The organism is Corynebacterium sp. HMSC058E07 (assembly GCF_001809885.1).
Lineage (GTDB): Bacteria > Actinomycetota > Actinomycetes > Mycobacteriales > Mycobacteriaceae > Corynebacterium > Corynebacterium macclintockiae.
Genome location: NZ_KV799275.1, coordinates 28037 through 51296, shown reverse-complemented (window position 1 = coordinate 51296; position 23260 = coordinate 28037). Strand labels below are relative to the sequence as shown.

Sequence of the window (23260 nt, the reverse complement as noted above, 5' to 3'; positions counted from 1 at the left end):
TAACCAAGACATCGCCCTGTAAGATGTAAAACCATGACTACTGCTGAAGGAACCGCCCAAATCGGTGTTGTTGGCCTGGCCGTCATGGGCTCCAACATCGCCCGGAACTTTGCCAACAACGGTCACACCGTGGCCGTCTACAACCGCACCACCGCGAAGACCAAGAAGTTCATGGAGGACTTCGGTGAGACCGGCAACTTCGTTCCCTCGGAGACGATCGCCGATTTCGTTAAGTCGCTGGAGCGGCCACGTCGCGCGCTCATTATGGTGCAGGCAGGTGCTGGTACGGACGCCGTCATCTCCCAGCTCGCTGAGGAAATGGACGAGGGCGACATCATCATCGACGGCGGTAATGCGCTGTACACCGACACGATTCGCCGTGAGGCTGAGATGTCCGAGCGTGGCCTGAACTTTGTCGGCGCCGGCATCTCCGGTGGCGAAGAGGGCGCGCTGAATGGCCCGGCGATTATGCCCGGTGGACCGGCGGAATCCTGGGAGGCTCTGGGCCCGCTGCTGGAGTCAGTGGCCGCGAAGGTCGACGGCACCCCGTGCGTGACCCACATTGGCCCCGACGGAGCGGGGCACTTTGTGAAGATGGTGCACAACGGCATCGAGTACGCAGACATGCAGGTCATCGGCGAGGCCTACCAGCTGCTGCGCTACGGCGCGGGCATGGAGCCAGCGGAGATCGCCGAGGTCTTTAAGACCTGGAACGAGGGCGACCTGGATTCCTACCTGATCGAGATCACCGCCGAGGTGCTCTCCCAGGTGGATGAGAAGACCGGCAAGCCGCTTGTCGACGTGATCGTTGACTCCGCAGGCCAGAAGGGCACCGGTCGCTGGACTGTGAAGGCGGCGCTGGACCTAGGCATCCCCACCACCGGTATCGGTGAGGCCGTGTTCGCCCGTGCGCTGTCCGGCGCCCGCGAGCAGCGCGACGCCACCATCGGCAACCTGCCTAGCGGCGAGCTATCCACCCTGGACGTGCCGAAGGAGGAGTTCATCGAGGACGTCCGCCGTGCGCTGTACGCCTCCAAGTTGGTGGCCTACGCGCAGGGCTTTGACGAGATCAAGGCGGGTTCCGACGAGCACAAGTGGGACGTCGATCCCCGCGACCTGGCCACCATTTGGCGCGGCGGATGCATCATCCGCGCGAAGTTCCTGAACCGAATCCGCGAGGCCTATGACGCCAACGCGGAGCTGCCCTCCCTGCTGCTGGACCCGTACTTCAAGGGCGAGCTGGGCAGTTTGATCGACTCCTGGCGCCGCGTGGTTATCCTGGCTACCCAGCTGGGCCAGCCGGTTCCGGTGTTCGCCTCTTCCCTGTCCTACTACGACTCGCTGCGTGCAGAGCGTTTGCCGGCAGCCCTGATCCAGGGGCAGCGCGACTACTTCGGCGCCCACACCTACCGCCGCACCGACCGCGAGGGCTCCTTCCACACTCTGTGGTCCGGGGATCGCAGCGAGGTCGAGGCGTAATTGTCCCGATCAGAGTTCGGAAAGCTTGGGCTGGATGACTGCATCACCAAGGAGCTTTCCGCCGAGGGGATAACCAAGCCCTTCCCGATTCAGGCGGCCGCCATCCCCGCGGCCGTCGAGGGGCGCGACGTTCTGGGCCGAGGACCGACAGGTTCCGGCAAGACATTCACGTTCGGGCTGCCGATGATTCAGTTGTTGAGGCGGGGGGCGTCCAAACCAAAGAAGCCGCGTGGCGTGGTGCTGGTGCCGACCAGAGAGCTGGCGACGCAGGTGCGCTCGCGGCTGGATCCGATCGCTAACGCAGCAGGTCAGCGACTGCTGGAGGTCGTCGGCGGGGTGAAGATTCAGCGCAACGTTACGGCGCTGGCGCGGCCGGTCGACATTCTGGTGGCTACGCCGGGGCGCGCGCTGGACCTGCTGGGCCAGGGGATGCTGGACTTTTCCGACGTGAAGGTCGTGGCCATCGACGAGGCCGACCAGATGGCCGACATGGGCTTTCTGCCGCAGGTGACGAAGCTGCTGGATCGCATGCCGAAGCAGGCTCAGCACCTACTGTTTTCCGCCACACTCGACGGCGATGTGCAGGTGCTGGTGGACAAGTACATGCGCGATCCGGTGACGCACTCCACGGGTGAAGCCACCGCTAGCGTGGACACGATGAACCACCTGCTGGGTGTGGTGAGCAGCCGCGAGGAACGCAACGAGCTGGTCGTGAAGATTGGAAAGCTGCGCAAGCGGACTGTAATGTTCATGCGCACCAAGTACGCAGTGGACCGGCAGGTAAAGAAGCTGGTGCGCGCGGGCGTGCCCGCCGTGGGAATCCACGGAAACAAGGGGCAGAATACGCGCCAGTCGGCGCTGGATGGCTTCACGGAAGGCAAGAACTCCGTGCTGGTGGCAACCGACATTGCCGCCCGCGGAATCGATGTGAAGGGCGTGGAGCTGGTCGTACACATCGATCCGCCCGCGGAACACAAGGCGTACGTCCACCGGGCCGGGCGCACGGCGCGCGCCGGGGCCAGTGGCACGGTGGTCACGCTAACCTTCGCCGATACACAGCAAGCCACCGAGAAAATGATGGCCAAGGCGGGCGTGCACCCCACCGTGCTGCCGGGTTCACAGTTGATCGCCGAGTTGAAGAAGATTTAGGAGTCGAATTACTCAAGTGGAAATACTGCTTTCCATAATCGGGCTAGTGCTATTTGTGCTGCTGACAGGCGCTACGGGCCTGTTCGTGGCCGTGGAGTTCGCGATGACGGGGCTGGAGCGCTCCACCATCGACGAGCACGCCCGCACCAAGGGCGATGGCACGGCGAAGCTGGTGCAAAGGGCGCACGGGCAGCTGTCCTTCCTGCTGTCCGGGGCGCAGCTGGGCATCACGATCACCACCTTGGCCACCGGCTATCTGGCGGAGCCGATCCTGGCTAAATTCTTCAACCCGCTGCTGGAGCTAATAGGGCTGAGCGAAGCCGTCGCAATGCCTATCGCGCTGGTGCTGTCACTGATCGTAGCGACGGTGCTGTCGATGGTCTTCGGCGAGCTGGTACCGAAGAACCTGGCGATCACCAATCCGCTGGATACCGCTCGGACGACAATCCGGCCGGTGTGGGCCTTCAACGTGGCGCTGAAGTGGTTCATCAACGGGATGAACGCGATGGCCAACGCGATTGTGCGGAGGCTGGGGATTGAGCCGGCGGACGAGTTGGCGTCCGCACGATCGGCCGAGGAACTATCGGCGCTGGTGCGTAACTCAACGGGCAACGGTGGATTCACCGAGTCGAAGGCGCGGATTCTGGACCTGTCGCTGCGGTTTAGTGACGCCTCAGCGGAGGATGTGATGACACCCCGTTCGACCGTCGAATCTCTGACTGTCGAGGACACCGCGCAGGATCTGATCGAGCTGGCGTTAGAGACCGGCCACTCGCGCTTCCCCGTGACGCGCGGGGATCTGGACGATACCGCGGGCGTGGTGCATGTGAAGGACGCGCTGACCATTTCCCACGAGGCACGCCCCACCACCACACTGGATAAGTTGATGAAGGCCGTGCCCTCGGTGCCGGATTCCTTGAGCGGCGATGACGTGCTGAACCGCGTGCGGGCCGCGGGCTCACAGCTGGTGATGGTTGTGGACGAATACGGCGGCACCGCCGGGATCGTGACCATCGAGGACGTGGTCGAGGAGATCCTCGGCGAAGTGTGGGACGAGCACGACGACGCGGAAGAGGACAAGGAGGTCCGCAAGGCGGGCACCAGCTGGGAGGTTTCCGGGCTGGTGCGCACCGACGAACTGCCGGATGCGGTGGGATACACCGCGCCGGAAGGCGATTATGACACGCTCGGCGGGTTGATCATGGCCACGTTGGGTCGCATCCCCGCCGAGGGTGACGAAGTGCTGCTGCCCGACGGCTGGCGCGCCACGGTCAAGGAGATGGATAACCGCCGTGTGGATAGAGTCCTGCTGCGACCGCTGACCGAGGAGGAGGCAAACTAATGAGTGACATTTGGGCCATAGTTCTCGCCGTCTTCCTGCTGGCACTCAACGGGTACTTCGTGGCGGTGGAGTTCGCGCTAATTTCCTCGCGCAAGGATCGCCTGGATTCCATGATCGCCGCGGGCAACAAGCGCGCCGAGCGGGTGCAGTACGCCGCGGAGCACCTGTCGATCATGCTGGCAGGCGCGCAGTTCGGTATCACCATCGCTTCCCTGCTGTTGGGTAAGGTCGGCGAACCCGCGATCGCGCACCTGATCGAGGCCCCCTTCGAGGCACTGGGAATGCCGTCGGAGTTGTTGCACCCGGTCGGCTTTACGATCTCCCTGCTGCTGGTGACGATGCTGCACATCATCCTGGGCGAAATGGTGCCGAAGAACATTGCTCTGGCCGGGCCGGAGACCGTGGCGACGTTCGTGGTGCCCCTGCACCTGCTGTTCGTAAAGGTCACGAACCCGATCATGCAGCTGCTGAACTGGATCGCTCGCCAGACGCTGAAGCTGATGGGCGTGGAACAGAAGGACGAGCTGGACTCCACCGTCTCCCCGTCCGAGCTGGCCAGCATGATCCAGGATTCCCGCTCCGAGGGGCTCATCGCCCCCGAGGAAGCCACCCGGTTGAACAAGGCGCTGGGATCTTCCCGCCGCACGCTGGACGAGGTGCTGATTCCCCTCGCCGACGTGCACTGCATCCTGCAGGAAGGCCCGCGCATGCAGGTCGCGGCCGTGGAAAAGGCGGTGCAGGAAACCGGGTACTCCCGCTTCCCCGTCACCGACAAGAACGGCAAGTGGATCGGCTACGTACACGTCAAGGATGTGCTGGACAATCTGGTGGAGCCCAACGGGCAGCTAGACACCACGGACATTCGCCCGCTGCTGCGGGTAAAGTCCGGCTCCAGCTTCGACGTTGCCATGCGCAACATGCGGCGCACCTCTAGCCACATCGCCGCGGTGGAGGGCACCAATGGGCAGATCATCGGCATGATCACGCTGGAGGACATCATCGAGGAACTCGTCGGCACCGTCCGCGACTGGACCCATGACTGAGGTACTCCACGACTGGCGCGATAGACAGGCCGCCCACCGGGAACGCGTACTGCGCCTAACCGAGGGGCACCGTCAGCGCCGCGCGGAGGGTGAACGGCACCCGGTGTGGGATTTCATGTTCACCTACTACCCCACTACCCCTGGGAAGTTGAGCCACTGGCATCCGGGCGTCAATAAGGGTGTGGTGTGGGACGGCAACGACGACCTGCCGCACTACAAGGACCACTACGTGCGCCGCGGCGATGTGTGGACCCTCGACGTGGAGCGGCACCTGGCTGCGCGGGGCAAGACGGTGCGCTATATCGCGCGTCTGCTGGAGGCAACGTACCGGCACCCGCCCGTGCTCGGCTGTTTCGGGCTGCACGAGTGGGCGATGGTCTACAAGGACACGCCACGCCACCCCGAGCCTCTGCGCTTGGGTGCGGCCGGTACCGACGAGGTTGTTGAGGCCTCGCAGTTGAAGTGCACGCACTTCGACGCTTATCGCTTTTTTACGGACGCCGCCGCGCCCCGCAACGCCCACACCCCAACACGCGACGCGCAGCCCCAGTTGGAACAGCCGGGCTGCCTGCACGCCACCATGGATCTATACAAATGGGCGACGAAGCTGGGGCCGCTGGTGCCCGGCGAGGTATGGCTCGATAGCTTCGAGCTGGCATGCGACGTACGGCGGCTAGACATGGAGGCATCGCCGTATGACCTGCGCGAATGGGGGTTCGAGCCCGTGCGGATCGAGACGGCCGCGGGGCGGGCGGAGGATGTGCAGCGACAAAAGGGGCTGATGGATCGCGGGCAGCGCCTGCGCAAGCAACTGCTGGCCTACACTGGATAGAAAACTACCGGGAGGATTCAATCGTGGCACGTCACGCAAGCGGGAAGCAGAACTATCGGATCGCCGGATGGATCTGGGCTGCGCTGGCGGCAGTGATTGTGATCGCAGTGATGGTAGTCGGGTGGATCGTGCTGGCGCGCAACAACCAGGATCAGCTGGCGGCGCCGGAATGCCCGCAGGGGGATTTCGTGGTGCAGGTGTGGGCTGCGGATACCGCTGGATTGAAGCCGAAGGTCGACGAGTTTAACGAGGCCAACGAGGTCCAGTTGGACCACTGCCTAAAGGCGGAGGCGGTAGAGAAGCCGGATGCGGAGGCTATTGCCGCGTACAAGGCATGGGGTGAGGGCGGTCAGCCAGGCGCCGCGCTGTGGCAGCCGGCGGATCGGCAGAAGGCCGACGAGGCCTTGGCGGTCTCCAAGGTGGAGATCGGAGAAGAGAAAAATGGTGTGTTGGCTCCACAGTTGCGGGACAAAGCACTGCCCGAGTTGGATCAGCGGGCGCGGGGAGCTTTCTTAAGGCAGTTCTAGGTCTAAGCCATGCGGCGACGGCGGCGCTCGGCGAGCTCGTCGATAGCCGCGTCCTGGACGACCTTCTCAGAGGGGAAGGAAGTAATCGTGCCGGTGAGTTCCTTCATCAGCCCCGGGACAGCGATGCCGAATACACCCTGGCCACCGTTGAGGAGGTCGATGACTTCCTCCGAGGAGCGGCATTCGTAGACGGTGTGGCCGTCGGAGACAAGGGTGATGCCGGCGAGGTCGTCGACGCCCAGGTTCTCCAGCTTTTCTACCGCCTTGCGGATGTTCTGCAGGGAGATGCCCGTATCCAGCAGGCCCTTGACGATCTTCAGCACCAGAATGTCGCGGAAGGAGTACAGGCGCTGGGAGCCGGAGCCCGCGGCGTTGCGGATGCTCGGCTGCACCAGCTTGGTGCGTGCCCAGTAATCCAGCTGGCGGTAAGTGATGCCAGCTACCTGGCAGGCGATCGGCACTCGGTAGCCGACCTCGTCGTCGGGGCCATGGACGTCGAAAAGGGCATCCTGCATGGGAAAGACTCCTGGTGTAATTTCAATTCTCTTCTAAAGATTAGACCGGTTCGCGACATAGTCAACCGCTAGCCGAGAATTACTTTAACACGAGTCACAAAAATCACACGTTTAACAACACGCGTGTCATTCTTTCAACCAGTCGTCGAGGTCGCTGGATAGACCCAACCCTTCCCACATCTGTTGGAAATCGGAGTCTGCGTTGTCGCTGGCACTGAAGCCCATCTCCGCCGGATCCCAGTCGAGAAGGAAGTCCACCTGGTCGCCATCCTCGTCGACCTGCTTGAGCTTCGCTTCCAGCTCTTCCACCCAGGCGGGGTTCACGCGGATCAGTGCGCTTTCCACTCCCGGAGCCACCCGCACGTCGAAGAGCACACCCGCGTGCCACAGAGGTTCCAGGGTGGAAGGACGGAGGTCGATGTAGCGTTCAGACTCCCCCTCCTCCAGCACCAGGCCGGCGGTCATCTGACCGCGGGAGTTGGTCGCAATGCGGGCAAACCAGGGGTCGCGCGCCTCGTCGTTTTTGAGGATATTCGCCAGTACCTCGGCATCCGTGGGGCGCCCGCCCAGATCCACCGTGGGTTCTACCCAGATCGGCAGGATGTGGGTGCGTTGGGGCGTCATAAAGATAAGGCAGTCAGCCACCGAACTGCCGCAGCCAAGGGCGCTGGCGACCGCGCGGCCGAGGAAGACAACCTCAGTGCCTTTGCCGTTATCCAAGGTTGCCCTTCACCAGAGCGGTGTTGAGGGAGATGATCAGCGCGGACATCTCGCGGGCGGTTTCGGCGGAGCGCTGCTTTGCGTTCTCGTCGCGACCGTGAGCCAGCGGGTCGGCGATGCGGGACACCATGTCCAGCTGGCGGTTCGCGATGGTCAGCAGCGACTTCAGGTGGCGATTATCCAGCCCGTGGTCGGTCAGGTTCTGCGCGATCTGCACGATCTCCACATCGTCGACCGAGTAGAAACCGGCCGGGTCAGCAGTGATCAGCCCCATGCGGATGAGTGCGCCGGTGAAGGAATCCTGCACGTTAGCACGCGCCGTGACATCCGCGCGGGTCAGTCGGCGGGACTGGGCAGCGCGCATCTGTTCGGCGGAAATGGCGCCGGGGGCGGACTTGCGGGCAGCGGTCACAGGGGTGACCTTGCCGGAATCCATTGCCTCCAGGCGCTGGCGGATAACCTTCAGCGGCAGGTACTCGTCCCTCTGCAGGGTAAGGATGTAACGCAGTCGCGAAATATCCTCTGGCGAAAAGCGCCGGTAGCCGCTCTGCGAACGGCGTGGGCTAACCAGCCCTTCGGATTCCAGGAAGCGGATCTTCGAGACGGTGACGTCCGGGAAGTCCGGCTTCAACTGCTTCAGCACGTCGCCGATGGACGAGGTGGGAAGAACCGCACCGGCTGGGGCGGAGGAAGGGACGGGAGCGCTAGCGTGGCTTCTCTGTGCGCTCACTTTTCTTTAGGCTTCCTTCGAACCGTTTAGGAACACCAGGCGGAACTTGCCGATCTGAATCTCGTCGCCGTTAGACAGAACGGAGGAGTTCTTCGGCTCACGGTTAACGTAGGTTCCGTTCAGGGATCCGACGTCGACTACCTCGTACTGGTCGCCATTGCGGCGGAACTCTGCGTGACGGCGGGAAACGGTGACATCATCCAAGAAGATGTCGCTGTCGGGGTGGCGGCCAGCCGCGGTGGTCTCCTGATCCAGCAGGAAGCGGGAGCCAGCGTTCGGGCCACGCTTCACGACCAGCAGCGCGGAGCCCTCGGGAAGACCCTCCACACCGGCGGGAGAGGCATCGTGCTGAGAACCAGATTCCATCTCCTTTAGAAGGTCTGCGCGGAAGACCGACGTGGTCTCGACAGATGCCTCCGGCACTCCGGTGTTATCGCTCATGGCTTTAAAGTCCTCTCATTCGAACTAATCGGTTCGGCTTTAACAATACGTCTAACAATACCCTAAAGCAGTTAGCGGAACATCTGAACGATAGATCCCATCACAGACCCCCCGGAGGAGGACAGCGGGTTGTCGTTCACCATGTAAGTCCACGTTGCGCTGGGCTTATGCAGGCCCAGGTCGCCCAGTTGAGCGCCGTCTGCGGTGATCTCGACCTCGTCAAAAGTCTGGCGGGCCTTTTCCACCGCGCGCTCGGCCAACTCGCCGAAAGCTGCGATCGACATGCGGTGGAACTCGTCGATCGGCGATTCGCGGGCGATGGCGCGCAGGTGGATCGACTCGCGCACGTCGTCAAGGTAGGCCAGGTGCTCCGACCACTCGTTATCCAGGTGGAAAAGCATGATCTCGCGGGCGGCCTGCTCTAGTACTTCCTCGCTGATGCCCTGCTTCTTGAGCTCCGCGGCCCGGTCGACATTGTGGTAGCTCAAGTCATCCCAGGCTGCGGCGGTATCCAGCAAGGTGTCGCGACGGTCGTTGACGATGTCCCGCTGATCCTTGATGAGCTTGTTGTACTTCCACGTGGTGGCATGGATATCCAGCATCTGGCCTTCGGTCACGCGCTGGCAATGGTCCACGAACTGCAGAACCTTCTTCTGCGGCAGCAGGCCGTCGTCCTCAGGCTGAGCCTGCAGCTCCTCCCCTGCTCCGCCGATGGCGACCACGTCGTCTTCCAAGGAGACAAAGAACACAGAGCTGCCCGGGTCGCCCTGGCGGCCCGCGCGGCCGCGGAGCTGGTTATCCAGGCGCTGGGAACGGAAGCGCCCCACGCCGACGACATGCAGGCCGCCGGTCTCCACGACCTCGTCGTGCTCTGCTTCGTCGGTACCACCCAGCTTGATGTCCGTGCCGCGTCCGGCCATCTGCGTGGAGACGGTTACGCGACCCGGCCGACCGGCCTCGGCGACAACGGCCGCTTCGGCCTCGTGGTTCTTCGCGTTCAGCACGGAGCATTCCACGCCGGCAGACTGCAAAGCCTCGGCCAGCTCTTCGGATTCCGCGACGTCCTGGGTTCCCACCAGCTGCGGCTGACCGGTCTTCTGAACTTCGATGATGTGCTTGACCACCGCGTCGTTGCGCTCGGCGGCGGAGACGTACACCCGGTCGGCCTCGTCGAAGCGGACGTTCGGCACGTTCGGCTCGATCACGGAGACCTGCAAGTTGTAGAACTGGCGCAGCTGGTCGCCCGCGGCCAGCGCGGTGCCGGTCATGCCGCACACTTCGGGGTACATGCCGACCAGTGCCTGGATCGTGACCTGGTCGAGGATGCGACCGCCGTCGGTGACGTCCAGGCCCTCCTTGGCCTCCACTGCGGCCTGCAGGCCGTCGGGCCAGCGCTGCAGTTCGGCGACGCGTCCACGGGAGCCGTCAATAAGAGCAACCTTGCCCTCGCGCACGATGTAGTGCACGTCGCGGATCAGTAGGTGCTCGGCGTGCAGGGCAACATTGACCTGCACTAGCAGATCGCCTTCGTCCTCGTAGAGGGAATCCACGCCCAGCTGCTTTTCCACGAAGGCCGAGCCTTCGTCGGTCAGGAAGACGTTGCGGTGATCCTCGGAGATGTGGAAGTGCTTGTCTTCCTCCATCCGCTTGACCAGGTCGGTAATGCGGCCTGCGGGCGCGGGGCCCGGCTCGGAACCGGCCAGGACCAGCGGCACCAGGGCTTCGTCGACCATGACCGAGTCGGCCTCGTCGATCACGGCCACGTCTGCCGGGGTGCGCACCTGGTCGGAGCGGCGGGTAATCAGTTGGTCGCGCAGCACGTCAAAGCCGAGCTCGTTGATGGCGCCGAAGATTACGTCGCGGGAGTAGATCTCGCGCCGCTGGTTCGCGGTCAAGTCCTCGTTAATCGCGCCGTGGGACAGACCGAAGAAGTCGAACATCGGGCCCATCCAGTCGTTATCGCGACCGGCCAGGTAGCTGTTCACCGTGATGACGTGTACGCGCTTGCCCTGCAGTGCGAAGCCTACGGCGGCCATCGCACCGGCCAGGGTCTTGCCCTCACCAGTGGCCATCTCCACCACATCGCCGTGCAGCAGGCGGTAGGTGCCCTGCATCTGCACGTCGAAAGGCTCCATGTTCAGGGTGCGGCTGGCTACCTCGCGCAGAATGCCGAGCAACGCTGGAGCGTCGTCTACCTGCCCGCCGAAGTGGTGGCCATCCTCGCTAGTGGATTGTTTGGTGATGACGTCCGAGGCGGCGTCGCGAAGCTCCTCATCGCTTAGCCCCGAGTAGCGCGACGAGTCGGCCTGAGCGACCACGGCCCGGCTTTTCTTCTGATTCTTCTTCGGGGAAGATCCCATTGCCTTCCAGAACCAGTCAAATGCCATGAATGTGCCCTTCGAGTGAGAGATGTAAAAATGTACTGACCACGTTAACCGACTAATGGCAAGAGGCGATCCATGACCCGCACGATTCGCTCCGTTCACGTGACAATTCCCACCGAAAATGGCTGGCAGTTGGCAGGAACGGTGGATATGCCGCGAGATGTGACGATGGAGGAGGCACCCCGGCGGGCGGTCGTCGCGCACTGCTTTACGTGCACGCGCAGCGCGATTGGGGTGGCGCGCATTTCCAAGGCGCTGGCGCGGGCGGGGTATGCGAGCCTGCGATTCGATTTTGCGGGGTTGGGTGATTCGGAGGGGCGGTTCGAGGAGACGACGCTGGCGACGAATGTGTCCGACGTGCAGGCTGCCGCCGAGTGGTTCGGCGGGGCGGAGTTGTTGGTGGGACATTCGCTGGGAGGCACCGCGGTGCAACGGGCGGCGGCGGCGATTCCTTCGGCTGAAAGCATCGTAACCATCGGCACCCCTTTTGAGCTGCGGGATACCGCGAAGCGCGCGCCGGAGATCATGCACATGTTCGAGCGCCAACGGGAGCTTTCTTTGGGGCAGGCGCTGCTGGATGAGCTCGCCACGGCCGATTCTGCCGATACCGTTGCCGCTGTTTCTTCTAGTGACGCCACGTCTCTGGTGCTGCACTCCCCCGATGATCTGGTAGTTCCAGTGGCAGAGGCGCATGCGATGCGGGAGGCTTTGCCGAAACCGGATTGGGTGGCGTTGGAGGGCATGGATCACCTGCTTTTGCAAAGAGGATCCGGGCAGCGAGTGGGCGAATTCATCGCAGCATGGGAGAGCTTGCGCCTACAGTAGGGGCATGGCTGAAGAAAAACTGACTTTTATTCCGACCGCCGACCTGGTGGACATCATTGGTAGCGACGTGCGCAGCTGCGATACGCAGTTCCGCGACCTGGGCGGTGTGGTGGAGTTCTGCGGCAAGATCACCACGGTGAAGTGCTTCCAGGACAACGCGCTGCTGAAGAAGGTGCTGCAGGAGGATAACCCGGGTGGCGTGCTAGTGATCGACGGCGATGCGTCGATGCACACCGCACTGGTGGGCGACATCATTGCAGGCATGGGCAAGGATCACGGCTGGGCCGGAGTGGTGGTTAATGGGCCGATCCGCGATTCCAAGGTGATCGGCCAGATGGAGTTCGGCTGCAAGGCGCTGGGCACCAACCCGCGTAAGTCCACCAAGACCGGTGAGGGCGAGCGCGACGTGACGGTGAGCTTCGGCAGCGTGGACTTTGTCCCAGGCGAATACATTTACTGCGATTCGGACGGCATTATCGTTACCGACAAGGCTGTGCAGCCGGTATAAGCAGGGGATTTCATAACGGCGATGGGAGTGGGGTAACCTATCGCCGTTGCCTTTTTTACAGGGCTTCGGCGGACTGTGGCGCAGCTTGGTAGCGCACTACACTGGGGGTGTAGGGGTCGCAGGTTCAAATCCTGTCAGTCCGACCAATTTCATTATTCTGGGGGGCATGACCTCACCATCACCACAGAAAAAGAATAACTCTCCTTGGTGCAGGTATTGGGCTGGCACTGACCTACAAAGAATAACTAAGGCTTCTTTACATATGGCAGGCCTTCGATCACTTCGTCGTTATCAAAAATGACTGAGCGACCGCATCTAAGGCAACCCGTTGTGACGCTCGGTCCACGAGGTTGTTGACTTTGATTCCGGCAAGCAGCTCCTCGGCACTTCCAAGGGTGCTCCCCCGACGCCACCGGCAAAGCCCACACCGCCCTCACCCAAGCCCTCCGTCTATATCGACGCCCTCGCCGACGCGGTAATCCGAGGCGAGTACGCCAAGGTCGACAAGAAAGGAACTCTGACCTTCACATTTAGGGAGGACTCCCAAGTCTCATGTCGATGCTGACTGGTGAACAGAAGTGAGGTGGAGATGACGTCCGTGCCAATGTTCAATCAGCCAACGGTCATGACTGGCGATGATGAGAGTTCCTCGCCAGTCCCGTAGCGCGTTCTCGAGTGCATCCATCGATTCCAAATCAAGGTAGTTAGTTGGCTCATCAATGATCAACAAAGCTGGCTGTTTCGCTAGGGCGACTGCAAATTGAGCCCGGCGTTGATTCCCTGCAGACAAGTTCACGATGGGAGTGCTCCACATTGAAGGATGCAGAATTCCTTTTCCAGCCTCGCCGACGCCATCTTGCCACCTCTCCGAGTCAAATCCTGCAATTGAACCATCAGGAAGCGTCTGCGGCACCACGCCGACGGGATCATCACGGGTGAGGGTGCCACTGTTCATAGTCCCCTCGGGTGCGTTTCCTGTGGCGATCCAGTTAAGCAGGGTTGATTTACCCGCCCCGTTTTCTCCTGTCACGAGGAGGTGCTCGCCTCGCCCTAAATCGAACGTAACCGGCAAAAGCCGACCTGCCACTGTCGCATCTCTGAGCGAGACGGCCAAACCAGTTCCGGGGTCAATCTTGAGGGAGGGGAACGCCAGGTTGTAGTGGCGGGGTTTCCGTATCTCTCGCTCTGAAATGCGTTCCAGGCGGACGTCGTCACTTCGGGTTCTTTTTGCCGATGTGGCTGCTGCGCGATCGGTGAAGAACTTCTTCTCTTTGCGAGTTGCGGTTTCAACCCGAACCCCACCACGGGCGATCTTCATGCTTTCGCGCCGATGCTCGTGTAGCTCGCGTTTCTCAGCTTGCTGTGCGGCGTGGATCTGTCGGTGTTTTGCACGGGCAGTCTTCTTCGCCAGCAGGTAGTGCGTGTAGTCCCCTGCGTTGCGGTACAAGCCCACGACCTTCTGTCCGTCCGCTTTGGCGAGTTCTTGCCAAACGGTGATGTCCATGTCGTAGATGGCAGTGGCGGTGTCGTTGATGAAAGATCTGTCGTGGCTCGTAGCGAGCACAGAGCCGTTCCAGTTCTTGACAACACCAGTGAGGAAATCGGCTGCTTCATGATCGAGATGATTGGTCGGCTCGTCTAGGATCAACACCTCAGGTCGCATCATCAGCAGGGTAGCCAGTTTCAGGCGTGCACGCTGACCTGGCGAAAGGGTCTGCATCATTCGATTGCTTCCCGACCCCATGAAATCTACGAGTCCCAGTCCTGCGAGTGTTTCATTCACTCGTGCATCCAACGACCACACATCAAGGGCGTTCAACCGGGCAAGAAGTTGGTCAAACTCCATTGCTAGATGAGTGTCTCCCGCTGCCATGGCTTCTGTGGCTTGGTCGAAGCGCGTGAGTAGCTCATTAAACGGTTTAAGCGCCGAGTCAAGGAATTGCGCAACGCTGCCGTCGAAAGACTCTGGATCGGGAACGTGCTGAGGAACAGGCCCAGAAACAATTCGGCCCGAATCAGGCGTCAACTCACCAGTGAGGACCCTTAACAGGGTGGATTTGCCGACCCCGTTCGGGCCAATCAAAAAGGCGCGTTCACCGTTTGGCACATGCAAACTCACACGGTCGAGAATGAGGCGGGAGCCGAATGAAAAAGAAATAGAATCGAGCAAAATTTCGGGCATAGTAATCTCCAATAGGAAGAAGTAACTTCAGTCACGTCTCAGCAGAGCTGAGTGGAGATCACATGTTCACCGGAATTACACGCTCCTCGGTTCGGGTAGGTCGTCAGTCGACGAATCCAGTCTAATTATACGCGATTATACGCGATTCGCTGAGACTCAAGCGGCTCCGTAATAGGGGCGAAACGCTGAATTGACCAGCTGCCTCCGTTTTGAACCAATCAGACGACCAAAACGCAGTTCGCACGCATTTGTATCCGTCGTGGCAAGAAAGTTTCGTACACGGTGCGTGAAGCACCGTCCGAGGCCAGTCCGATGTCGTCGGAAGCGAAAAGAATATCCACCATGAGCCGGATCGCGTCACGCGGAGTGTAGAACGCACCCGCGGCTTTGCCCTTGGTGTCGAATGCCTTGTACATGACGTGCTCGAAGAGGTCACCCATCTGGGCATCCGGCAGCGCCTCCATACTCATGTCGATGGTGGCGAAGTGTTTGACCACCGGCCACAGGCGTGAGGCACTGTCGAGAGTCTTCATCTTCACCGCGAAATCGAAAGCATCCCACACGTCGCGGACAGAGGCCGAGAACGCACCGACATAATCCATCAGCGCCTCATATACATGGTCGTCGAGCTGCGCGATCCGCGGCAAGTCCAGGCGAGAAGAGTTATAGAAGGAAAGACCAAAGCGAGCCTGCACCTCCCAGTCGATCATCTCGTCGCTGAAGCCCTCCTCCTGAAGACTCCATACCAGGTCGAGAACTTCATCTTTGGTCGGGGCGAGAATGCACTCAAGACGTCGCAGCACCGTCATCGGCAGAATATAGTCTCCGTAATCTTCAGGCTCGACGATGGAGCGCAGAAACTTGTCCGCTGTGTTCCAAACGGCGGACTGATTGAGTTCCGCTGTACTCATCCGGGCATGCCTCCTTGGGCCGAAAGTCTCAGTGCCCCTACGGTAAACGCACTGTCCAAAATCGTTCTCGAGACACGCACGTGCTGTCTCGCCTTCTAGTGCATCACCCCCGATAGACACCGTGCTGCTATGTTCGAACGAAGTATCGAACAGCTTCAATCCTTCAAGCTTTGCTGTCTTGCCTTATAAACCACCCTTAGCCACCCCTCCCACTCTCTAACGCGCTACACCTACCCCACTTCACTGCTTCAAGACTTAAGAACGACCTTCCTCCCCAACGTCAACTACTGGTTGACACACCTGTCAACCTATGGTTGACTAACTGTCATGGATCCATTGACGAATATCCGACACACACTGCAAGCAGTCAGCCTCGCCGAACACGAATTGGAGGATGCCGTCTCGCAAGCAAGAGATGCAGGACATTCATGGGCGGACATTGGGCAAGCGCTCAATGTTTCCCGCCAGGCAGCCTTTAAACGATTCGGTGCGGTGCGAAACCCCTTTACAGGAGAAACCATGGCCCCAGTATCAACCGACAAGCTCCCAGAGATTTCCGACAAGCTCATTCGCCACATTGCCAAGGGCGAAGAAGCAGAAACCATTGAAATGCTCGATCCGCACGTCCGCGAGGACCTCCCCTGGTCCGTCATCGTGGACGTTTGGACATCAATCCTGACCGACTTCGGCGAGCTCCAGGAGATCACCGACCAGACGATCGTCCCCATCAAGGGAGACCGCAACGCGGCACCGGAGTCAGAAGCACTCTCCGCAAAAAGCACGGGCACCTCTGTCGTCGTCTCGACGCTCAACCACGAAGCCGGCGAACTGATGTCTCGGATCGCCGTCAGCAGAGAGGGCACGGTCGTTGGCGTTCTTTTCTTGACGCCCGATGCCACGGACTACCCGTTCTAAGTCAGCTCCCGTAGTGGTAGCGGCGATCCGCCGTCTGCCACCACAAATAGTCCCCCCAAGGCAGACTCATCTCAAACGAGAATCATTAGTCCTCAATGAGGGCGTGGTGGGCGCCGCGCCCCCGCTCCAGGTTCTCGATGGAACCGAGGAGGCGGCGAGCGTTCTCGGGAGAGCGCAAAAGGTAGGCAGTTTCCCGCAGTGATTCATACTCGGTATAGCTAATCGGCTTCACAGCGCACCTCCTGTCCTGAAAACCGCCGCAGGTCGTGTGCCTTCAATACTATCTGCCCCACTCGGGGTAGAAATCGCCTCCATTGGCGAGTTACCAGCCCCTGTGAGGTAGACTACATCCATGGAGCTCTTGCTGATTTACCTCGGTGTGGTCTTCGTTTGTGGCCTCATTGCTTGGGCCGTGCGGCTCCCACCCCTTATTGGCTTCCTCGCAGCCGGTTTCGCGCTCCACGCGGCCGGTGTGGAACACGTTGATTCCCTGGACCTTTTCGCCGATATCGGTGTGACCCTCATGCTCTTCGCCATCGGCCTACGCCTGGATCTTCGCGCGCTGACGGATAAGGCAGTCTGGCTCACCGCGAGCGCTCATGTTCTCGTGATGACGCTTATTGGTGCTGGCTTCATCACCGGCCTCGGCGCCCTCGGTGCCTTCGGCCCCACCGATTTCTCCGTGGCCGTAAATATCGCTCTGGTCTTGAGTTTCTCCAGCACCATCGTCGTCATCAAGATCCTGCAGGACCGAGGCGACGAGCAAGCCCTCTACGGCAACATCTGCGTCGGCGTGCTGATCATGCAGGACATTCTGGCCGTCGCGTTCATGAGCATCCTTCGGGGCGAACCGCCACGCCTGGCCTCCCTGCTGCTAGTCGCCATTGTCCCGCTGCTGGCATTGACCACCCGCCGTTGGTACAAGCTCGGCCACGGCGAGCTTGGCTCCCTGTTCGGCATCGTTATGGCATTGCTGCCGGGTTACGCACTCTTCGAATGGGTGGGGCTCTCCGGTAGCCTCGGAGCCCTCATCATGGGCGTGGTTCTCTCCCGCTCCCCCGGCGCAGAACAACTCAGCCACTCCCTGTTTACCCTCAAGGAGCTACTGCTGGTTGGCTTCTTCGTCAACATCGGCTTCCTGGGTCTACCAAACCTGCAAAACCTCGCCGACGCTGCCCTGTTGCTCATTCTGCTGCCCGTCCAAGGCATCGCCTACTGGGCGATCCTGTGGGGCCTCGGACTGCGCAATCGCACCTCCGTTCTCGCTTCACTATTGTTGGCGAACTACTCGGAGTTCGCGCTCATTATCGCTGCTCTCGGAGTAAGTGACGGTTGGCTCAACCAGCGCTGGCTGCTTTCCCTAGTACTCGCGGTATCCCTCAGCTTCGTCATTTCCGCAATTCTGAACCCGCAGAGTGTCTCGCGGGCAACACGCCTGGCAAAGCGCCTCCCGACGCGCCCGCCGCACAAGATCCACCCAGAGGATCGCCCCATCAAACTCGGCGATGCCCACGCCCTGGTTCTCGGCGTGGGCCGCCTGGGGGTGTCTTGCTACAACGAACTCACCGAGGTCTACGGCACGAAGGTCTTGGGCGTGGAGCACGACCCCGCCCGAGTGCGCCACCTGCAGGAGCGCGGTTACAACGTTGTGGAGGGCGACGCCACAGATATCGACTTCTGGGAGCGTGTGAAGGACAGCCACCAGATCGACATGATCATGCTTGCCATGCCCGCCCAGCACGCCAACGTAGACGCAGTAAAGGAGATTTTTGCCTCCAACATCAATCCGGAGGAATGCACCATCAGTTCAGTGGCCATGTACCGCGAGGATGTCGAGGAACTCGAAGAACTTGGGATCAACGTTGTTGTCCACCTGCAGGACGGTGCCGGCGAATCCCTCGCCGAACGCACCTTTACAGAGAATCAGCAGCGTCGCGCTCGGTCCCAGTAGCACGGCGGTCCGTGAAATACCGCACCGCATAGTACGCCGCAGCCACCACGACGAAGGCCACGCCCAGGAAGGTGAAGGCGCCCTGCCACAGCGGGTTATCGTGAGCCACGCCCTGGCCGAAGAAGCCGAACCTGCGGGACGTGGCGTTGCTGACGAAAGGCAGGAACACCACCGTCAATACCGCCACCACTGCGAAGCTCAGGAGCTGCTCAACAACCCAGCCCAGCACTCCCTTCACCTTGTCTGAGACCGCCTGTACCAGCCGGAACCCGGCGTCCAGAAAAACGACAAAGAGCGGTACCAAGAACACCCAGTGGTGATACCAGCTAAACGGCGAGATGATGCAGGCGACAACGCCGCCGAGGGCCATAATCATCGAGTAGTTACCGCGACGGTAGCAGCCCAGGACCACGATGCTGTACAGCACCACGATGGCGACAACGCCGACGAGCCACAGCACCGTGTTGTCGTAACCGAGGCGGTGCAAGACTGCGCCGAGGGACTGCGCGCCGGGATTGTCCTCGCCGCCGATGCGCTGGGTTTCGAAGATCTTGGTCTGCCAGAAAGACTTGGCGTCCGGGACGAACAGGAAGCCAATGACGACGGTCGCGAGGATCGTGAGGGTCATGTAGACCATCGCGCGCCAGCGCCTGCCCAGCAACAACGGCAGGTAGAAGAAGACCGGGGTGAGCTTAATGCCGGCGGCCACACCACTGAATACGCCGCCGCCCTTGTTGCCGGTGCGCCTGCGCAGGAAATCCAGGGCAACCAAGCCCATGAGGAAGATGTTGATCTGGCCCCAGAAGAAGGTGCCGAAAACCGGGGCCAGGTGGATGGAAGCGACTAGCGCCGCCAGGGAAACGAGGATTAGCCCCGGGGACCAGGCATAACCACGCTCGCGGAAAACACCGACAATCACCGCGAAAAGCACCAACGCGGTGAGCGCCAACCAGATACTCGCCGCAACCTCGAACGGGGCCAAGGGCAGCACCCTGAAGATCGCGCCGGAAAAGGGCGGATACGTAAAAGGAAGGCCCCCTACGAAAGGCTGGGAGTACAGCTCCTGCCCGCTGTTCAGAGCCACCGCCGCGTTGTAATAGACCTTAAAGTCCGTCGGCCACTTAAAGAGATTTGTGAACCAGGAAGCGCGAGTTTCCGGCAGAGTGAGCCGGTAGACCGCATACGCGGCGAGCAGGGCGAAAGCCACGAACGCGCCGAAAGCGCCCGGCAGCCTCTTGGTGGTGGACTCGGTTTTCACAGCCCCACCTTAAAACGCAGGATGCAAAAACCCGCGTAGGCGGTGCGGGAGTCTGCAAAAAAGGCATGACAAAAGTCATGGTGCAATTCGTGATGAACGGTATGCGCGCCCCCTTCGTCGGCGAAATAACGTGAAAACCATGAGCACAACACAACTGGCACACGCCATAGAAGTAAGCGGAATCAGCAAGACCTTCAACCCACGATCCAACAAACCAGTGCACGCGCTGAAGGACGTAAGCCTCAGCGTTCGCCCGGGCGAGATCATCGCACTGCTCGGCACCAACGGCGCGGGCAAGACCACCCTGGTGGACCTGATCCTGGGGCTTACCTCCCCGACCGCCGGCACCGTGAAGGTCATGGGCCAATCCCCCAAGCAGGCGGTGTACAACCAGAACATCAGCGCACTGATGCAGACCGGTGGCCTGCTCCACGAACTGACAGTGAAGGACACGGTGGAGATGATTGCCGCCGCGTTCCCGGAGCACCTGCCCCTCGACGAGGTCATCGAGCAGGCAAACCTGGAACCCATCTACAAGCGCCGCGTAGGCAAGTGCTCCGGCGGCGAGCAGCAGCGTCTTCGCTTCGCCCTGGCCATCCTCGGCAACCCGGACATCCTCATCCTCGATGAACCCACCGCTGGTATGGACGCCGGCGCACGCCACCGCTTCTGGGACTCCATGAAGCACCAGGCCCAGCTGGGCCGCACGATCATCTTTGCCACCCACTACCTAGAGGAAGCGGACAACTTCGCTCAACGCATCGTGCTGATGAATAAAGGCGAGATCATCGCCGATGGCACCACCGACGAGCTGCGAAACCTGAGCGCCAACCGTGTGGTCAGCGCCGAGTTCCCGGGCGGATTCCCCGAGTTGTCGGGACTTAGGGGCGTCATAAAAAGCGAAGTAAACGGCCGCCGCCTGCGGATGACGACCAACGACTCTGACGCGCTTGCCCGGTACCTGTTGACGGAAACTGACGCCCGCAACCTCGACATCACCAGTCACAGCCTAGAGGACACGTTCCTCGCGCTGACGAACGAACACCAGGAGGCCTAACAATGAGCACCACCCTAAAATTCGCCGGCCACGAGCTACTACGCCTGCGCCGGGACATGACCACCCTGTTCTTCAGCATCGGCATGCCGATCTTCTTCTACCTGCTTTTCGGCGCAATGCAGGAATACGGCGATCAGGAAATGAACGGCGGTAACGTCTCCGCATTCGTCATGCTAGGCATGGCTTTCTACGCCGGAGTGGTAGGCGCAGTTGGCGCGGCGGGATCTGCCGTAACCGATAGCCGCAGCGGATGGGGTAGGCAGCTGGCGCTGACACCCCTGCGTCCCTGGCAGCTCGCCTTCGCCACTACCTTAAGCATCACCGTGCGCGCAGTGCTGCCGATAGCGGCAGTGTTTATTGTCGGCGGGCTGACGAAATCACACATGCAAGTTGACCAGTGGATACTGAGCTTTATCGCATGTGCACTGTGTGCCATCCCCTTCGGATTCTACGGCCTGGCATGGACATTGCTGATCCCCAAAGAAAATACAGTGGCCATCGCCACAGCCTCCATCGTGATTCTCGCCTTCGCGGGCAACGTATTCATGCCACTGAGCGGATCGCTTCTGCAGGTGGGCCGTTTCACTCCGATGTACGGCGCGGTAACGCTGGTTCGCTGGCCGCTGGCAGAAGGCGCACAATTGCTCGATCAAGGGCTGCTGTTCGACCCGATGTGGTACGCCTGGGTTAGCATCGCAATATGGACGGCGATCTTCGTAGGCTTTTGCCTTCTCATGAGCAAGCGAGACAAGGGACGAAGCTAATGCGCCCTTTCGACGGGTTCCGGCTGAACTCCGCCATCTTCGCTTCAATATGGCTGGTATTCCTGGTGCCCGTCGCTCTGCAGGTTTACATGGGGGAAGGATTCTCTACTACGGCGAAAGCCTGGATGACAGTATGCCTGCTGGCTTTCGGCGCGTTCTACTTCTACGCCTTCGGCTCGCTGAAGTACTTCCCCCGTGACTGGGGAACACTTGCGCGGGCACTGCTGCGCTGGGGCATACTGCTAGCCATTGCGTTGGCCAGCGTGCCCGCGATGAAGTCTGGCGCAGTGTCCTTTGCTCCCTACCTGGCCGCGATGTTGGGATTCACGGTGACGCTACGAAAGGCGCTGCCGATCGTGGTGGCAACGGGTGTGCTCGGGACTGTCGCTGTGTGGAACTGGTCGCCGGACGACCTTACCTGGGCTGCATTCACCCTTATCGGCATGCCGCTGATGCTCGTCGCACTTGGGATCTTCAGCCAATACGATGAATCCCGCCACAAGCTGCGACACGACCTGGACCTGGCGCAGCAACGAGAGGATATCGCAACGGACGTGCACGACCTGTTGGGTCACTCGCTGACGGTTATCAACCTGAAGTCCGAGGTCGCCAGGCGGGCAATGGATAGCAACCCCGAGCAGGCCAAACAGGAGCTCAAGGAGATCAGCGACCTCTCCCGCCTGGCCTTGGCGGAAGTGCGCTCGACAGTCACCCGCATGCGCACACCCACCTTCGCCGGTGAGCTGCAGGCAGCGCGCCGGGCTTTGGAAACTAAGGGCGTCACCGCGCATCTACCCGAACTCCTGAAAGCACCGGGCGCACACGACGCGGTGTTTTCCTGGGGGCTGCGTGAGCTCACGACAAACGTGGTGCGGCACTCCGGGGCGAGCGCGTGCTGGGTGAGCGTCAATGCCCACAAGCTGCAGGTTACCGACGACGGCTGCGGGTTTAACGGTGAAGCCACGCAGGGTACTGGCGGTTTGGCCGGCCTGCGCGAGAGGGTCGAGGTAGCCGGCGGGCAGCTGATCGTACGCCGCGAACGGGGTCTGAGTACGGTGTTGATCGCTATGGAAGGCGACGACAAACTAATCGACGACGGCGCAGTGCCAGAGGAGGCCGCCCGATGAGCATTCGTGTATTACTTGCCGAGGACCAATCACTGGTGCGCGGAGCATTGATCGCGCTGCTCAACGCGGAGCCGGACATCGAAGTCGTTGCCGAATGTGCGACCGGGACTGAGGCCGTGGCTCTCGCGCAGGAGCAGCCCATCGACGTGGCTCTGCTGGACATCGAAATGCCCGGGCTGAACGGCATCGATGCCGCAAAGGAGCTGGCCGGGAATCGGTGCCGCTGCCTGATCGTGACGACATTCGGCAAGGCCGGGTACGTGAAACGTGCCATGGAGGTTGGCGTGGACGGATTCATCGTTAAGGACACGCCTCCCGAGGAGCTCGCCGATGCTATCCGACGGATCCATGCCGGCCTGCGCGTTATCGACCCGACGCTTGCCCAGGAAAGCTTATTGACGCCCGATAATCCCCTTAGTGAACGTGAGACCGAGGTGTGTCAGCAGCTTTTCGAGGGTAAGAGCTCCCCCTCCATCGCCAAGGCGCTGCACCTGTCGCCGGGCACGGTACGAAATCACATTTCCAGCATCATGTCGAAGACGGGTGCAGGCAATCGCTACGAGGCGGCGCACGTGGCGAAGACGAATGGGTGGATTTAGC

Annotated in this window: 23 protein-coding genes and 1 tRNA gene; 15 read left to right on the top strand and 9 right to left on the bottom strand. The window is 61.1% G+C overall.

The window, feature by feature from the left end; genetic code table 11:
* The first annotated feature begins 33 nt into the window (after positions 1 to 33).
* Genes gndA through HMPREF2678_RS05620 form a run of 6 tightly spaced genes read left to right on the top strand, consistent with a single transcriptional unit; the run spans position 34 to position 6372 of the window.
* A complete protein-coding gene (gene gndA / locus HMPREF2678_RS05645) occupies positions 34 to 1479 on the top strand; it encodes an NADP-dependent phosphogluconate dehydrogenase (protein ID WP_070551315.1) in 1446 nt (481 codons plus the stop codon).
* Entirely contained in the window at positions 1480 to 2628 is a 1149-nt protein-coding gene (locus HMPREF2678_RS05640; protein WP_034981913.1) for a DEAD/DEAH box helicase, read from the top strand.
* Positions 2629 to 2644: 16 nt separating this feature from the next.
* Positions 2645 to 3970, top strand: a complete 1326-nt coding sequence (locus tag HMPREF2678_RS05635; RefSeq protein ID WP_034981911.1) for a hemolysin family protein — start codon at positions 2645 to 2647, stop codon at positions 3968 to 3970.
* Positions 3970 to 5013, top strand: coding sequence for a hemolysin family protein (locus HMPREF2678_RS05630; RefSeq protein ID WP_070551313.1), 1044 nt, complete (start codon positions 3970 to 3972; stop codon positions 5011 to 5013). The genes HMPREF2678_RS05635 and HMPREF2678_RS05630 overlap by 1 nt, the downstream gene beginning before the upstream one ends.
* A complete protein-coding gene (locus tag HMPREF2678_RS05625) occupies positions 5006 to 5845 on the top strand; it encodes a 3-methyladenine DNA glycosylase (protein ID WP_070551311.1) in 840 nt (279 codons plus the stop codon). Before HMPREF2678_RS05630 ends, HMPREF2678_RS05625 begins: the two co-directional genes overlap by 8 nt.
* 23 nt (positions 5846 to 5868) lie before the next feature.
* Complete coding sequence (locus HMPREF2678_RS05620) at positions 5869 to 6372, top strand: hypothetical protein (RefSeq protein WP_070551309.1); 504 nt, start codon at positions 5869 to 5871, stop codon at positions 6370 to 6372.
* A gap of 2 nt (positions 6373 to 6374) precedes the next feature.
* Here the strand turns inward: HMPREF2678_RS05620 and HMPREF2678_RS05615 are convergent, their stop codons facing one another.
* The 5 genes from HMPREF2678_RS05615 to secA2 all read right to left on the bottom strand — a co-directional run bounded on the left by HMPREF2678_RS05615 (position 6375) and on the right by secA2 (position 11165).
* On the bottom strand, positions 6375 to 6887 hold the full coding sequence (locus tag HMPREF2678_RS05615; protein WP_034967731.1) for a MerR family transcriptional regulator: 513 nt from the start codon (positions 6885 to 6887) through the stop codon (positions 6375 to 6377).
* Positions 6888 to 7013: 126 nt separating this feature from the next.
* Entirely contained in the window at positions 7014 to 7607 is a 594-nt protein-coding gene (locus tag HMPREF2678_RS05610) for a hypothetical protein (protein ID WP_034981905.1), read from the bottom strand.
* Complete coding sequence (locus tag HMPREF2678_RS05605; protein ID WP_034981904.1) at positions 7600 to 8337, bottom strand: transcriptional regulator FtsR; 738 nt, start codon at positions 8335 to 8337, stop codon at positions 7600 to 7602. Before HMPREF2678_RS05605 ends, HMPREF2678_RS05610 begins: the two co-directional genes overlap by 8 nt.
* Before the next feature lie 6 nt (positions 8338 to 8343).
* The gene (gene odhI / locus HMPREF2678_RS05600; protein ID WP_005294594.1) at positions 8344 to 8778 is read right to left on the bottom strand and encodes an oxoglutarate dehydrogenase inhibitor Odhl; all 435 of its coding nucleotides are present in this window, start codon (positions 8776 to 8778) and stop codon (positions 8344 to 8346) included.
* 71 nt (positions 8779 to 8849) lie between these two features.
* A complete protein-coding gene (secA2, locus tag HMPREF2678_RS05595) occupies positions 8850 to 11165 on the bottom strand; it encodes an accessory Sec system translocase SecA2 (RefSeq protein ID WP_043012081.1) in 2316 nt (771 codons plus the stop codon).
* Between the two features lie 72 nt (positions 11166 to 11237).
* On the opposite strand from secA2, the gene HMPREF2678_RS05590 reads away from it, so the two are divergent.
* The 3 genes from HMPREF2678_RS05590 to HMPREF2678_RS05580 all read left to right on the top strand — a co-directional run bounded on the left by HMPREF2678_RS05590 (position 11238) and on the right by HMPREF2678_RS05580 (position 12641).
* Positions 11238 to 11987 (top strand): alpha/beta hydrolase family protein, encoded by a 750-nt coding sequence (locus HMPREF2678_RS05590; RefSeq protein ID WP_043015148.1) that lies wholly within the window; start codon positions 11238 to 11240, stop codon positions 11985 to 11987.
* Positions 11988 to 11991: 4 nt separating this feature from the next.
* Positions 11992 to 12495: a ribonuclease E activity regulator RraA gene (rraA, locus tag HMPREF2678_RS05585; protein WP_034967717.1), complete on the top strand. Its 504-nt coding sequence runs from the start codon at positions 11992 to 11994 to the stop codon at positions 12493 to 12495.
* 69 nt (positions 12496 to 12564) lie between these two features.
* Positions 12565 to 12641 (top strand) — tRNA-Pro (locus HMPREF2678_RS05580).
* 404 nt (positions 12642 to 13045) lie between these two features.
* Here HMPREF2678_RS05580 and HMPREF2678_RS05575 read toward each other — a convergent pair.
* Positions 13046 to 14677, bottom strand: a complete 1632-nt coding sequence (locus HMPREF2678_RS05575) for an ABC-F family ATP-binding cassette domain-containing protein (protein WP_070551307.1) — start codon at positions 14675 to 14677, stop codon at positions 13046 to 13048.
* A gap of 218 nt (positions 14678 to 14895) precedes the next feature.
* Positions 14896 to 15588, bottom strand: coding sequence for a type I restriction-modification system subunit M N-terminal domain-containing protein (locus HMPREF2678_RS05570; RefSeq protein WP_034967712.1), 693 nt, complete (start codon positions 15586 to 15588; stop codon positions 14896 to 14898).
* A 519-nt stretch (positions 15589 to 16107) separates the two neighbouring features.
* On the opposite strand from HMPREF2678_RS05570, the gene HMPREF2678_RS05565 reads away from it, so the two are divergent.
* Positions 16108 to 16503, top strand: coding sequence for a hypothetical protein (locus HMPREF2678_RS05565; RefSeq protein WP_034967709.1), 396 nt, complete (start codon positions 16108 to 16110; stop codon positions 16501 to 16503).
* An 85-nt stretch (positions 16504 to 16588) separates the two neighbouring features.
* On the opposite strand, the gene HMPREF2678_RS10455 is transcribed toward HMPREF2678_RS05565, so the two are convergent.
* Entirely contained in the window at positions 16589 to 16735 is a 147-nt protein-coding gene (locus HMPREF2678_RS10455; RefSeq protein ID WP_141747035.1) for a type II toxin-antitoxin system Phd/YefM family antitoxin, read from the bottom strand.
* A gap of 120 nt (positions 16736 to 16855) precedes the next feature.
* On the opposite strand from HMPREF2678_RS10455, the gene HMPREF2678_RS05555 reads away from it, so the two are divergent.
* Positions 16856 to 18454, top strand: coding sequence for a cation:proton antiporter family protein (locus HMPREF2678_RS05555; RefSeq protein WP_034967707.1), 1599 nt, complete (start codon positions 16856 to 16858; stop codon positions 18452 to 18454).
* Here the strand turns inward: HMPREF2678_RS05555 and HMPREF2678_RS05550 are convergent.
* Entirely contained in the window at positions 18417 to 19712 is a 1296-nt protein-coding gene (locus HMPREF2678_RS05550; RefSeq protein WP_051879606.1) for a glycosyltransferase family 87 protein, read from the bottom strand. The two genes, HMPREF2678_RS05555 and HMPREF2678_RS05550, sit on opposite strands and share 38 nt — an antisense overlap.
* Positions 19713 to 19851: 139 nt before the next feature.
* Between HMPREF2678_RS05550 and HMPREF2678_RS05545 the strand changes: the two genes are divergently transcribed.
* Genes HMPREF2678_RS05545 through HMPREF2678_RS05530 form a run of 4 tightly spaced genes read left to right on the top strand, consistent with a single transcriptional unit; the run spans position 19852 to position 23259 of the window.
* Positions 19852 to 20769 (top strand): ABC transporter ATP-binding protein, encoded by a 918-nt coding sequence (locus tag HMPREF2678_RS05545; protein WP_034967705.1) that lies wholly within the window; start codon positions 19852 to 19854, stop codon positions 20767 to 20769.
* A gap of 2 nt (positions 20770 to 20771) precedes the next feature.
* Positions 20772 to 21533, top strand: coding sequence for an ABC transporter permease (locus HMPREF2678_RS05540; RefSeq protein WP_034967703.1), 762 nt, complete (start codon positions 20772 to 20774; stop codon positions 21531 to 21533).
* Complete coding sequence (locus tag HMPREF2678_RS05535; RefSeq protein WP_070551305.1) at positions 21533 to 22660, top strand: sensor histidine kinase; 1128 nt, start codon at positions 21533 to 21535, stop codon at positions 22658 to 22660. Before HMPREF2678_RS05540 ends, HMPREF2678_RS05535 begins: the two co-directional genes overlap by 1 nt.
* Positions 22657 to 23259 carry a response regulator transcription factor gene (locus HMPREF2678_RS05530; RefSeq protein ID WP_034967700.1) on the top strand — a complete coding sequence of 201 codons (603 nt, stop codon included), beginning with the start codon at positions 22657 to 22659 and terminating at the stop codon, positions 23257 to 23259. The genes HMPREF2678_RS05535 and HMPREF2678_RS05530 overlap by 4 nt, the downstream gene beginning before the upstream one ends.
* Position 23260 lies beyond the last annotated feature (1 nt).